Origin of the sequence: Salmonella sp. SSDFZ54, from assembly GCF_004010735.1 — a bacterium.
Classification (GTDB): Bacteria; Pseudomonadota; Gammaproteobacteria; order Enterobacterales; family Enterobacteriaceae; genus Salmonella; species Salmonella enterica.
The window spans coordinates 2,159,309-2,171,730 of record NZ_CP034819.1 but is presented as its reverse complement, the minus strand read 5'-3'; the positions used below and the strand labels follow the sequence as shown (position 1 = coordinate 2,171,730).

Sequence of the window (12,422 nt, the reverse complement as noted above, 5' to 3'; positions counted from 1 at the left end):
AATACGTTACCGGGTTTATAAACGGTTTAGCGTTTGCTAATTTGGTCGAACGTACCACCATTAGCGAAGTGATCTTTTTGCGCCTTCGCCCAGCCGCCAAACACCTCGTCAATGGTGAACAGCTTCAGCTTCGGAAACGCATCGTCGTATTTTTTCGCCACGTCAGCATCGCGCGGACGGTAGAAGTTTTTCGCTGCTATCTCCTGCCCTTCCGGCGAGTAGAGATACTTCAGATACGCTTCCGCCACCGCATTCGTCCCTTTCTTCTCAACGACTTTATCCACCACGGACACGGTCGGCTCTGCGAGAATAGATTCACTCGGGGTCACTATCTCGAATTTATCTTTACCCAGTTCATTCGTCGCCAGTAGCGCTTCGTTTTCCCAGGCAATCAGCACATCACCGATACCGCGTTCAACGAAAGTATTGGTTGAGCCGCGCGCGCCGGAGTCCAGCACTTCAACGTTTTTAAACAGGGCTTTGACAAAGTCCTGCGCTTTGGCCTGATCGTTATTGTTGTGGTGCAGGGCGTAGCCCCATGCCGCCAGATAGTTCCAGCGGGCGCCGCCGGAGCTTTTCGGGTTTGGCGTAATAACGGACACGCCCGGTTTAATCAGATCGTTCCAGTCATGAATTTGTTTTGGATTACCTTTGCGGACCAGGAAAACGATGGTGGAGGTGTAAGGTGCTGAGTTATCCGGCAGACGCTTGATCCAGTTTTTATCGATACGACCACGTTCAGCAATAGCGTCCACATCGTAAGCCAGCGCCAGCGTCACGACATCGGCTTCAATGCCGTTAATAACGGAAGTCGCCTGTTTACCCGAACCGCCGTGCGATTGGCGGATCACGACGTTGTCGCCGGTTTCCTGCTTCCAGTGCGCGCTAAACGCTTTGTTGTACTGCTCGTACAGCTCACGCGTTGGATCGTATGATACGTTAAGTAACTGAATATCCTTTGCCAGAATGCTGGTTGACGCCAGCAATAATGTGAACCCCACGCCCCACTTTTTCATCGCCCGACTCGCTTATGTTGTGTTGTGATGAGCAAAGCGTGCCAGAAAGCGATCCAAACATTAAAGAATAAAAAAAGATTGGCTATAACTTCGAGGAATAAATCTGAGGGATTGCCGGATGGCGGCTAGCGCCTAATCCGGCCTACACGTTTCTGCAACCTGTAGGCCTGATAAGCGTAGCGCCATCAGGCGCGCAAAAACAATCAGTACAGTTTTTTCGCGCACTCCATCCAGTCGCTTTTGAACGGACGCTTCATGTTTTCAATCGCATCGATGATGTCATGATGAACAAGCTGCTCATTCTGGATACCGACACAACGACCGCCATGGCCTTCCAGCAGCAGGTCAATAGCATACGCGCCCATACGGGAAGCCAGAATGCGATCGTAAGGTACCGGGGAACCACCGCGCTGAATGTGGCCGAGCACCGTCGCACGCGTTTCACGGCCCGTTTCTTTTTCAATAAAGTGCGCCAGTTCGTCAACATCACACATATGTTCGGTGATAGCGACGATAGCGTGTTTTTTCCCTTTCGCGATCCCGGCTTTGATTTCGGCCACCAGATCTTCGCGATTAAATTCAACTTCCGGCACCACGATAAACTCACAGCCGCCAGCAATAGCCGCCGCCAACGTCAGGTCGCCGCAATAACGGCCCATCACCTCAACGATAGAGATACGCTGGTGAGAAGAGGAGGTGTCACGCAGACGGTCAATCGCTTCCACTACAGTGCCGAGAGCAGTGAAATAGCCGATAGTGTAGTCGGTGCCTTTGATGTCGTTATCGATAGTGCCTGGCAGACCGATGCACGGGAAGCCCATTTCAGTCAGACGTTTTGCACCCATATAAGAACCGTCGCCGCCAATAACTACCAGCGCATCGATACCGCGTTTTTTCAGGTTTTCGATCGCGACAGCGCGAATATTTTCGTCACGGAATTCCGGAAAACGGGCGGAACCGAGGAAAGTACCGCCACGGTTGATCATGTCAGATACGCTGTAACGGTCAAGCTGAACCATACGATCTTCATACAGGCCCAGATAGCCGTCATAAATGCCCATGACTTCCAGCCCTTCCGTCAACGCTGCGCGCACAACACCGCGGATTGCCGCGTTCATGCCCGGCGCATCACCGCCGCTTGTCAACACACCGATTTTCTTAATCATGACTACCTCTGAACTTTGGAATGCAAAATGAAATCTATTGCCGGAAGCCGATTTCGCACTTCGAAACGATCCAACGAATATACAGATAGTATAACAATCCCTTCCTGCTGAATTGATTCAGGTCAGGCCAAATGGCGGTAATTTATACACAAAATGCTGGCCTGGCTCACTTTTTAACAATCAATTATACAAGCTCGAACTTCCTGCCTTCCCTGGGGACGACTGAACAGGGATCCTGATGAATAATGACATCTGAACCCGGAAAACGCCGCAAAATCGCCTGCTCTACCTGGTCAGCCACAAAATGCGCCTGAACGAGCGGCAGATTATCTTCCATTTCCAAATGAATCTGAATAAAGCGGGTCGGCCCTGACTGCCGCGTGCGGAGATCGTGCGCGCCGCTGACTCCCGGCCATGACGTCACGATATCAATAATTTCCTGTCGTTCCGCATCGGGCAGCGCGCGATCCAATAATGACTGCACCGCCTCATACCCCATACGCAACGCGCTATACAAAATATAGATGCCGATACCTAACGCAAACAGGGCATCCGCACGATGCCAACCGTACCAGGATAACCCCAGCGCGATAAGAATCGCTCCGTTCATCATAACATCAGACTGATAATGAAGCATATCCGCCCGTACCGCCTGACTTTGGGTCTTGCGTACCACCCAGCGCTGAAACGTGACCAGTATAATAGTGCATATCAGAGCGATGACGGTAACGCCAATCCCCACGCCGGGGTCGTTCATTGGCGTCGGCTTAATCAGATTCTGGATACTGGTCAAAAACAGAAACAACGCCGAACCGGAAATAAACATACTTTGCGCCAGCGCCGCCAGCGACTCCGCTTTACCGTGACCAAACGTATGTTCATCATCTGCGGGTTGCAGCGAATAACGCACGACCAACAAATTCGTCAATGACGCGGCAATATCCACCAGCGAGTCCACCAACGCCGCCAGAATACTCACCGATCCCGTATACCACCACGCAAAAATTTTGATCAAAAGTAACGCTGATGCCATCGCCGTTGCCGCGATAGCCGCCCGGCTAACCAGCCGTCCATAGGTTTGATTCATAAATACTCCCGCTATCTTCTGCCGGTAGTATAACGGATGGTTTAAAACAGTAAGCTAATAACAGAATGACAAACTGGAGATAAAAAAAACCCCCACATCATGTGGGGGAAGACAGGGATGGTGTCTATGGCAAGGAAAACAGGGTTGTTACTGGGAACGTGAGTTGCTACTACTCAATAATTTCAACGATGAACTTTTTTGCCATTGCGCCACGTCGCGCAGTTGCTCCATTCGTTGCTGATGCTTTTCATTCAAAACCGCTTGCTGCTCCGGCGTTAACAGGCGATACATCTGGTTACGCACGCGGGCCATTTCGACCTGGCGGGCAACCTGCTCTTGCGCCATTTTTTCTGCCTGAGCGCGCACAGCGCTTTCATCAAATTTTTCTGCGGTGACAAGCCGATGCATTGTCTCCATTTCGCTAACATTAACAGGAGGCTGTTCGTGCCTTGCCTGTTGCATAAGATCTCGCATCTGCTGACGCTGATGTTCGGTTAAACTTATGCCGTCAAACATATGATTTTGCGCGCTACGCTGCGTGGCCCCGTCACCGGGGTGCCAGTTATCGCTTGTAACAACTTCAGCTGCGTGGCTTAAAAAACTGAATGCCAGCGTTGAGGCCATAACAGCAGCGGTAACTTTGCGCATCGCTTGCTCCCAAAATCTTTTCTGTCGCGATTCAACGAGAGACAGTTTACGATTCGGGCTGCAAACATGCGTCAGGGGGTGTAAAACAACGTAAAGTCATGGATTAGCGACGCTTGATGACGTAATTTCTGCCTCGGAGGTACGTAAACAATGAATAAAATCCTGTTAGTTGATGATGACCGAGAGCTGACTTCCCTGTTAAAAGAGCTCCTCGAAATGGAAGGTTTTAATGTCCTGGTGGCCCACGACGGCGAGCAGGCGCTTGAGCTTTTGGATGACAGCATCGATTTACTTTTGCTTGACGTCATGATGCCGAAGAAAAACGGTATCGATACGTTGAAAGCGCTTCGCCAGACACACCAGACGCCTGTCATTATGCTGACCGCGCGCGGCAGCGAGCTGGATCGCGTTCTCGGCCTTGAGCTGGGCGCGGACGACTATTTGCCCAAACCGTTTAACGACCGCGAGCTGGTAGCGCGCATCAGGGCTATTTTGCGCCGTTCCCACTGGAGCGAGCAGCAGCAGAGCAGCGACAACGGCTCGCCGACGCTGGAAGTCGATGCGCTAAGCCTTAATCCGGGCCGCCAGGAAGCCAGTTTCGATGGCCAAACGCTGGAGCTGACCGGTACGGAATTCACCCTGCTCTATTTGCTGGCGCAACACCTCGGCCAGGTGGTTTCCCGTGAACATTTAAGCCAGGAAGTGCTGGGTAAGCGCCTGACGCCGTTTGATCGCGCCATTGATATGCATATTTCTAACCTGCGCCGCAAACTGCCGGAACGCAAAGACGGTCACCCGTGGTTTAAAACATTGCGTGGTCGCGGCTATCTGATGGTTTCCGCTTCATGATAGGAAGTTTAACCGCGCGCATCTTCGCCATCTTCTGGTTGACGCTGGCGCTGGTGCTAATGCTGGTACTGATGTTGCCCAAGCTCGATTCACGCCAGATGACCGAGCTGCTGGACAGCGAGCAGCGCCAGGGATTGATGATAGAGCAACATGTAGAAGCTGAACTTGCGAACGATCCGCCCAACGACCTGATGTGGTGGCGTCGCCTGTTCCGCGCGATCGATAAGTGGGCGCCGCCTGGACAGCGGTTATTACTGGTGACCTCTGAAGGACGCGTGATCGGCGCTGAACGCAGCGAAATGCAGATCATTCGTAACTTCATTGGTCAGGCGGATAACGCCGATCATCCGCAGAAGAAAAAATATGGCCGCGTAGAGATGGTGGGGCCGTTCTCCGTTCGCGACGGAGAGGATAATTACCAGCTTTACCTGATTCGACCGGCCAGCAGTTCGCAATCCGATTTTATTAATCTGCTGTTTGACCGCCCGCTCCTGTTGCTCATTGTCACGATGCTGGTCAGTTCGCCGCTCTTGCTATGGCTGGCATGGAGTCTGGCGAAACCGGCGCGTAAGTTGAAAAACGCGGCTGATGAAGTGGCGCAAGGCAACCTGCGTCAGCATCCGGAGCTGGAGGCGGGTCCGCAGGAGTTCCTCGCCGCTGGCGCCAGTTTTAACCAGATGGTGACGGCGCTGGAACGGATGATGACCTCGCAGCAGCGTTTGCTGTCAGACATCTCCCATGAGCTGCGAACGCCCCTTACGCGCCTGCAACTGGGTACCGCGCTGCTGCGTCGTCGTGGCGGCGAAAGCAAAGAGCTGGAGCGTATTGAAACCGAAGCGCAGCGTCTGGACAGCATGATCAATGACCTGCTGGTGATGTCGCGTAACCAACAGAAAAACGCGCTGGTCAGCGAAACGATGAAAGCCAATCAGCTATGGGGCGAAGTGCTGGATAACGCCGCCTTTGAAGCCGAACAGATGGGCAAGTCGTTAACGGTAAATTATCCGCCGGGGCCGTGGCCGCTCTATGGCAACCCAAACGCGCTGGAAAGCGCGCTGGAAAATATTGTTCGTAATGCGCTGCGCTATTCACATACGAAGATTGAAGTCGGCTTCTCGGTGGATAAAGACGGTATTACGATCACGGTCGATGACGACGGGCCGGGCGTCAGCCCTGAAGACCGCGAGCAGATCTTCCGTCCGTTCTATCGCACTGATGAGGCGCGCGACCGCGAGTCTGGCGGCACCGGGCTGGGGCTGGCGATTGTCGAAAGCGCCATGCAGCAGCACCGCGGCTGGGTGAAGGCTGACGATAGCCCGCTCGGCGGGTTGCGGCTTACGCTGTGGCTACCGCTGTACAAGCGAACCTAATGTTATTCATGGCTCGGTAATACTTTCCCTTACCGAGCCTTAACCATTTAAAGCGTATCGAGGATGCTGTCCAATTCATCACCATTCACGCCATACTTTTCCGTTATGAACTTAAACTGTTGATACAACTCAGCTAAAAAATCCTCATCCAGAGACCGCTCCCAAAGCTCCTCGATAGATTTGAGGTGATACTCTTCGAATAAGATGTGCTTAACTTCTTCCGTACAAGCCTCGAGAATATGTGCGTCCATAATTTACATATCTTTTGTGAATAATTAATAGGTTACCAGCGGAATAAGGCAAACGCCGTCATCCGGCAATGTACACCTGACTGCCTGACGGCGCTACGCTTATCCGGCCTACGTACCGCGCTATCGGGAGATTTCCGGCGCTAAAATCCACTCGGCGCTGTCATTCCACACGTCCATCCGGGTAATTTTGCCATCGCGCACTTCGAAGCGGTCGATAAAACGGTTATCGGCAAACGGGCGACCGTCGGGCCATTCGCCATACAACGTACCGTTGGAATAAATCACAACGTAATCATCATGCTGCACCGCATCAAACTCGCCCAGCGCCTTCTTCACCCACTTGTAGCGAGCGCCGTTAAACTGCGCGATATCTGCCGCGCCCGCCATCGCCCGGCCTCCGGTGAAGGTAATTTTCACCTCCGGGTGCATATACGTTGCGGCGCGTTCAGCATCGGGAATCATCGAGGCCACCAAAAATTCTTTTACGATCGCCACCGCATTTTCAGCTTCAGTCATAATCCTTCCTTTCATTTTGGCGGAGTTTTATCCCCCCACAGTCGTCTGGCGCTATCTTCAATTTTGCCGCTCAAACGACGCTTCTGCATGGTGCGGCTCCAGCTCGCCGACAGCCCGGCGGCGCTCAACAGCCGGTGATATTGTTCGTCATCAAACGGCATAGACCAGGCGATAACACCCGCTTCATGAACCGAGACATCGCTCAGACGCGACGCCAGTTCCAGCGGCGCATCGCTGGAGACCTTACCTGGCGCAATGACCCGATACAGCCAGCCGGTTTTTCCGCTGTTCTGCATAAGGAGGGCCATGTCGCTGATGGCAAAGTGGAAATTAAGTTTAAAGCATGGAGAGCGCGGCTGAGTGACCTGGATCAACACCTCGCCCCAGCGGTAGATGTCGCCAATAAACACGTTGTGTTCGGTCATTCCGTCCGTCGACAGATTCTCGCCAAACGCCGGGGCGCAAAACAGCGTCGCCTGCTCGGGGAACTGGCGAATCCAATCAGCATAGTGTTCGCGGGGGTAATGGCATAGCGCGCGATCGGGGCCGCCGTGGATTTTCTTTTCGGCCTGCTCATCGCCTGCCAGACCCAGCTCGGTCAGCATGAGTTCGCCGTCGATTTGCACCTTGGCGATAGCGCTCGGGCGGCTGCCGTCATAGTCACGAATTTTGCCAATAAACACGTCAACCGGATAATGCATCTGCTGCTCCTTACGCGGATACAAAAAAAGCGAGTCATCAGACTCGCTTCTACAGACGTGCAATGCAAATTATTTTTTAGCGGCGAAACGCGCTGCTGCTTCGTCCCAGTTCACCACGTTCCAGAACTCTTTGATGTAGTCCGGGCGGCGGTTCTGGAATTTCAGGTAGTAAGCGTGTTCCCACACGTCCAGACCCAGGATCGGGAAGCCGGAAGCGCCGGAAATGGCTTCACCCATCAGCGGGGAATCCTGGTTTGCGGTAGAAACCACAGCCAGTTTGTCGCCTTTCAGCACCAGCCACGCCCAGCCGGAGCCGAAACGAGTTGCTGCTGCTTTTTCGAATTCAGCTTTGAAGTTGTCAACGGAACCGAAGTCACGCTCGATAGCCGCTTTCAGATCGCCCTGCAGAGTGGTGCCTTTTTTCAGCCCTTTCCAGAACAGGCTGTGGTTAGCGTGGCCGCCCGCGTTGTTACGCAGCACGGTTTTTTTGTCCGCTGGCACCTGGTCCAGTTTAGTAATCAGTTCTTCAACCGGCAGGTCAGCAAACTCTGGCAGGTTTTCCAGCGCCGCGTTAGCGTTGTTGACATAGGTTTGATGGTGTTTGGTGTGGTGAATCTCCATCGTCTGCTTATCGAAGTGCGGTTCCAGTGCATCATAAGCGTACGGCAGGGATGGCAGTGTATAACTCATAATCATCTCCATTATTGTCGAGCGGCACAGTGTTAACGCCGCGTAAGCAGTTGGTTCATTATAGTTAATTAAATGATATTGAAAATGATTATCAATGCCGTACTTTTTCCAGGGTTATAAACGTTACGGCATCCGCTGAAAAAAACCGATTTTTACGCCTCCAACCGAAACCGCCTGTTGATGAATTCCTGGAAATCATGAAATGTGAAACAGGGTTTCAAAATCTTTCTTTTGGTGCCAATTTTTATCAGCGGTGGCAAAATCAAGAAGGTTATAATTTCACCATGCAATTACATTCCCGGTAAATTATTACAATTGCGAGGGAATTATGAAGCAACCTGGTTTTATACGTCTGGCTACGTTGGCCTTACTCTCCACACTCTCTTTCTTCTCCCACGGCGAAACCATTTTGCGCCTGGCCTACGCTGAAAATAGCCAGCCGGTAAAAGATGCGTTGCACTTCCTGGGGCAGCAAGTTGAAGAGAAAACGGGCGGCGATATCAAAGTACAGTACTTCCCAGACGGACAGCTTGGCGGCGAGCGCGAACTGGTGGAGTTGACGCAGGTCGGCGTCGTCGACATCACTAAAGTGTCGTCCGGGCTGATGGAGAGTTTTTCGCCTGAGTACGGCGTGTTCTCACTTCCCTACCTGTTTGCCACCGTCGATGAATACTACCGCGTAATGGATAACCCACAGGTGATGGAGCCTGTTTATCAGTCCACCGCCGCACAGGGGTTTGTCGGCGTAGGCTGGTATGATTCCGGCGCGCGTAATTTTTATATGAGCAAAGCGCCGGTTAAACGCATTGAGGATTTACGCGGGAAGAAGATCCGCGTCATGCAGAGTGAGACGGCGATCCAAACTCTCAAACTGCTGGGCGCTTCGCCCATCGCCATGAGCCAGGCGGAGGTCTATACCTCGTTACAACAAGGCATTCTCGACGGCGCGGAAAACAATGAGTTCGCTCTCACCATCGCCCGCCACGGCGAAGTCGCCCGTTATTACACCTACGATATGCACACCCGCATTCCCGATATCCTGCTAATGAGTACTCTCACGCTGGAAAAGCTGACGCCGGAACAGCAGCGCATCGTCGAAGCCGCCATCAAGGCGTCGATCGAATTTGAGAAAGCCGCATGGGACAAGGAAATAGAGAAAACCAGGCTGGCGGCGGTAAAAGATTTCAACGTTGAATTCTACGAGATCGACAAAAAACCCTTCCAGAAGGCAGTACAGCCTATTTACGACGGTCTGAAAAACAAACCACGGCTTTACGGGCTGTATCAACGTATCCAGACAGCAAAAAATTAATCTAATCAGGAAATTAAGATGAACACATTCAGAAAAGGACTTGATTTATTGCTGGGCGCTATCTGTTGCCTGGTGCTGGCGATAATGGTGGGCATCGCCTGCTGGCAGGTGGTGAGCCGCTACATTCTGGGCGTTCCCAGCACCCTTACCGAAGAGATGCTACGATTTCTCCTGGTGTGGGTATCAATGCTGGGCATGGCTTTTGTCGCCGGTCAGAAACAGCATATTAGCCTGACTCTCTTACTGGATAAGGTGTCGCCGACGATTCGTGGCTGGTGGGATATTATTCTGCAGGTCATTTTTATCGCGTTTTCCATTTGGGTATTGATTATCGGCGGCTTAAAGATTTCTGCGATTTCTATGCTGCAAATCTCCCCTGCGCTGGGCATTCCGATGGGAAAAATTTATTACGCGCTCCCCTGCGCAGGCGTACTGATCATCCTCTATGGGCTGCTGAATATCGTTGACGCCCTGAAAGCTATCCATTCCGCCACGGATACCACTGAGCACACTCTGGAGAAATCACATGATTGACCCTATTTTTGCGTCCTGTACGCTAATTGCCGTCTTTGTTGTTTTACTGGCCATGGGCGCGCCTATTGGGATCTGCATCGTTATCGCCTCTTTCAGCACTATGATGCTGGTACTGCCTTTCGATATTTCGATGTTCGCCACCGCGCAAAAAATGTTCTCCAGCCTGGACAGTTTTGCCTTGCTGGCCGTGCCGTTCTTCGTTTTGTCCGGGGTGATCATGAATAGCGGGGGAATTGCCGCCCGGCTGGTCAATTTTGCCAAACTGTTTACTGGCAAACTGCCCGGCTCGCTCTCTTATACCAACATCGTCGGCAATATGATGTTCGGTGCAATTTCCGGATCGGCAATTGCCGCCTCAACCTCTATCGGCGGCGTGATGGTGCCGATGAGCGCGCGCGAAGGTTACGATCGCGGCTTTGCGGCCGCGGTGAATATCGCCTCCGCGCCGACGGGAATGTTAATTCCGCCCACCACGGCTTTTATCCTTTACGCGCTGGCAAGCGGGGGAACATCGATTGCCGCTCTGTTCGCCGGCGGTCTGGTCGCGGGAGTACTGTGGGGCGTTGGCTGTATGCTGGTCACGCTGGTAGTCGCTAAGCGTCGAAATTATCGGGTTTTCTTCACCGTCCAAAAAGGCATGGCGCTAAAAGTTGCCGTTGAGGCCATTCCCAGCCTGTTACTGATCGTGATTATCGTCGGCGGCATTGTGCAGGGGATTTTCACCGCCATTGAAGCCTCCGCGATTGCCGTGGTGTATACGTTATTGCTGACGATGGTGTTTTACCGCACGCTGAAAATTAAGGATTTGCCTTCGATTTTGCTCCAGACAGTGGTAATGACCGGGGTCATCATGTTCCTGCTGGCAACCTCTTCGGCGATGTCCTTCTCAATGTCGATCACCAATATTCCTGCGGCGCTGAGCGATATGATCCTCGGTATTTCCGCCAATAAACTGGTTATCCTGTTAGTCATTACCGTCTTTTTGTTGATTATCGGCGCATTTATGGATATCGGTCCGGCCATTCTGATTTTTACCCCGATTCTGCTGCCGATCATGGCTAAACTGGGCGTCGATCCGGTGCATTTCGGCATTATCATGATCTATAACCTGGCGATTGGCACCATTACGCCGCCAGTTGGCAGTGGTTTATATGTCGGGGCGAGCGTCGGTAAAGTCAAAGTTGAGGAAGTGATTAAACCGTTGCTGCCTTTTTACGGCGCGATTATCGGCGTTCTGTTATTAATTACCTATATTCCGGAAATCACACTGTTCTTACCCCGTCTACTGGGCATCATGTAAGCGCATAGTTTCCTGCGCATCTCGTTGCCGGATGGCGATTCGCGTCTTATCCGGCCAACGCACGATAATAATTATCCGCAGGTCATCACCAGGTAAAAAAAACCGGCTACCTATAAAGTAGCCGGAAAAGGGAATAAATAATAAACAGGGATAATGATTAGAATGTGTAGCCTATACCTACGCGGAAACGGGTTTGTCTTTCATCGCTGTTGCTATTGACGGAAACATTACCTACCTCAACGAATGGCGACCATTGATCAATAATATAGGCAGTTCTGAAGTTATATTCATAGTTATCTTTGCCGCCATCGTAAAGATCATATTTATCGGCTTTCTTATAAATTCCTTCGATTGTCCAGTCAAAGTTGTTCCATTTATAACCCGCCCAGACATCCATACGATTGATGGTATCATCATCACGGATATCAGAAGAACGGCGTACATATTCAAAACGATAGCGCGCACCAACCCACCAGCTTTCATTTAATGTCCACGTCGCGCGGAAGTAAGGCTTATAGGTAGAGTAACCGTTGCCTGTTTCCAGCACGAAACCCGGTTGCCAGGCGACATCACCGGTTTTAAATTGGTAGCTTATCGTATATTCGTTGCCCTGTGTTTCCAGGTCATTAAACGCTTTATTGGTGTCATCCCCGCCTGATTTTGAGATAGCTTCTATCGCAAAACCAACACCATTCGCAAACCGATGAGAAATATAAGCACGGTCATAGTTAGCTTTACTATCATCAAGATATTCATGACGAACATCGACATATACTGCATGCGCATTTGTTACAACAAGAGGTAATAGTAAGAAAAGAGATTTTCTCATAACAGAATCCATTTAATTTAAAATTAAAACATTGTTTCATGTCAGACCATTACAACCATAATACGCAATGTGAATGGCGACAATATAGACAAAGATCTTTAATTTAAAATTGGGATAATGTTCAAAAAGCAAAATAAAATAAATGAAATTCAT

14 protein-coding genes are annotated in these 12,422 nt (G+C 51.3%); 5 read left to right on the top strand and 9 right to left on the bottom strand.

The features are described from left to right. Nucleotides 1–26: 26 nt before the first annotated feature. From EOS97_RS10860 to cpxP, 4 genes are all read right to left on the bottom strand, one after another. Nucleotides 27–1,016: a sulfate ABC transporter substrate-binding protein gene (locus EOS97_RS10860; RefSeq protein ID WP_000758714.1), complete on the bottom strand. Its 990-nt coding sequence runs from the start codon at nucleotides 1,014–1,016 to the stop codon at nucleotides 27–29. 203 nt (nucleotides 1,017–1,219) lie between these two features. Beyond that, nucleotides 1,220–2,182 carry a 6-phosphofructokinase gene (pfkA, locus tag EOS97_RS10855; RefSeq protein ID WP_000591793.1) on the bottom strand — a complete coding sequence of 321 codons (963 nt, stop codon included), beginning with the start codon at nucleotides 2,180–2,182 and terminating at the stop codon, nucleotides 1,220–1,222. A 184-nt stretch (nucleotides 2,183–2,366) separates the two neighbouring features. Further along, nucleotides 2,367–3,269 (bottom strand): CDF family cation-efflux transporter FieF, encoded by a 903-nt coding sequence (gene fieF / locus EOS97_RS10850; RefSeq protein WP_001077321.1) that lies wholly within the window; start codon nucleotides 3,267–3,269, stop codon nucleotides 2,367–2,369. Nucleotides 3,270–3,416: 147 nt separating this feature from the next. Beyond that, nucleotides 3,417–3,917 carry a cell-envelope stress modulator CpxP gene (gene cpxP / locus EOS97_RS10845; protein WP_001233463.1) on the bottom strand — a complete coding sequence of 167 codons (501 nt, stop codon included), beginning with the start codon at nucleotides 3,915–3,917 and terminating at the stop codon, nucleotides 3,417–3,419. 150 nt (nucleotides 3,918–4,067) lie between these two features. On the opposite strand from cpxP, the gene cpxR reads away from it, so the two are divergent. Then, nucleotides 4,068–4,766, top strand: coding sequence for an envelope stress response regulator transcription factor CpxR (gene cpxR / locus EOS97_RS10840; RefSeq protein WP_001033731.1), 699 nt, complete (start codon nucleotides 4,068–4,070; stop codon nucleotides 4,764–4,766). Further along, nucleotides 4,763–6,136, top strand: a complete 1,374-nt coding sequence (cpxA, locus tag EOS97_RS10835) for an envelope stress sensor histidine kinase CpxA (protein WP_000580402.1) — start codon at nucleotides 4,763–4,765, stop codon at nucleotides 6,134–6,136. Before cpxR ends, cpxA begins: the two co-directional genes overlap by 4 nt. A 47-nt stretch (nucleotides 6,137–6,183) precedes the next feature. On the opposite strand, the gene EOS97_RS10830 is transcribed toward cpxA, so the two are convergent. The 4 genes from EOS97_RS10830 to sodA all read right to left on the bottom strand — a co-directional run bounded on the left by EOS97_RS10830 (nucleotide 6,184) and on the right by sodA (nucleotide 8,294). Then, nucleotides 6,184–6,387: a hypothetical protein gene (locus EOS97_RS10830; RefSeq protein ID WP_000338671.1), complete on the bottom strand. Its 204-nt coding sequence runs from the start codon at nucleotides 6,385–6,387 to the stop codon at nucleotides 6,184–6,186. Between the two features lie 120 nt (nucleotides 6,388–6,507). After that, nucleotides 6,508–6,903, bottom strand: coding sequence for a nuclear transport factor 2 family protein (locus tag EOS97_RS10825; protein WP_000133442.1), 396 nt, complete (start codon nucleotides 6,901–6,903; stop codon nucleotides 6,508–6,510). Nucleotides 6,904–6,914: 11 nt separating this feature from the next. Further along, nucleotides 6,915–7,604 carry a 6-hydroxyaminopurine reductase gene (gene yiiM, locus EOS97_RS10820; RefSeq protein ID WP_000559219.1) on the bottom strand — a complete coding sequence of 230 codons (690 nt, stop codon included), beginning with the start codon at nucleotides 7,602–7,604 and terminating at the stop codon, nucleotides 6,915–6,917. Between the two features lie 69 nt (nucleotides 7,605–7,673). Further along, a complete protein-coding gene (gene sodA / locus EOS97_RS10815) occupies nucleotides 7,674–8,294 on the bottom strand; it encodes a superoxide dismutase [Mn] (protein ID WP_000122632.1) in 621 nt (206 codons plus the stop codon). A 328-nt stretch (nucleotides 8,295–8,622) separates the two neighbouring features. Here sodA and EOS97_RS10810 point away from each other — a divergent pair, with 328 nt between their 5' ends. Genes EOS97_RS10810 through EOS97_RS10800 form a run of 3 tightly spaced genes read left to right on the top strand, consistent with a single transcriptional unit; the run spans nucleotide 8,623 to nucleotide 11,440 of the window. After that, nucleotides 8,623–9,606, top strand: coding sequence for a TRAP transporter substrate-binding protein (locus EOS97_RS10810; RefSeq protein ID WP_000812816.1), 984 nt, complete (start codon nucleotides 8,623–8,625; stop codon nucleotides 9,604–9,606). An 18-nt stretch (nucleotides 9,607–9,624) separates the two neighbouring features. Beyond that, on the top strand, nucleotides 9,625–10,140 hold the full coding sequence (locus EOS97_RS10805; RefSeq protein ID WP_001091413.1) for a TRAP transporter small permease: 516 nt from the start codon (nucleotides 9,625–9,627) through the stop codon (nucleotides 10,138–10,140). Then, nucleotides 10,133–11,440 carry a TRAP transporter large permease gene (locus EOS97_RS10800; RefSeq protein ID WP_000566800.1) on the top strand — a complete coding sequence of 436 codons (1,308 nt, stop codon included), beginning with the start codon at nucleotides 10,133–10,135 and terminating at the stop codon, nucleotides 11,438–11,440. The genes EOS97_RS10805 and EOS97_RS10800 overlap by 8 nt, the downstream gene beginning before the upstream one ends. A gap of 157 nt (nucleotides 11,441–11,597) precedes the next feature. On the opposite strand, the gene EOS97_RS10795 is transcribed toward EOS97_RS10800, so the two are convergent. Next, on the bottom strand, nucleotides 11,598–12,281 hold the full coding sequence (locus EOS97_RS10795) for an oligogalacturonate-specific porin KdgM family protein (protein ID WP_000378721.1): 684 nt from the start codon (nucleotides 12,279–12,281) through the stop codon (nucleotides 11,598–11,600). Nucleotides 12,282–12,422 lie beyond the last annotated feature (141 nt).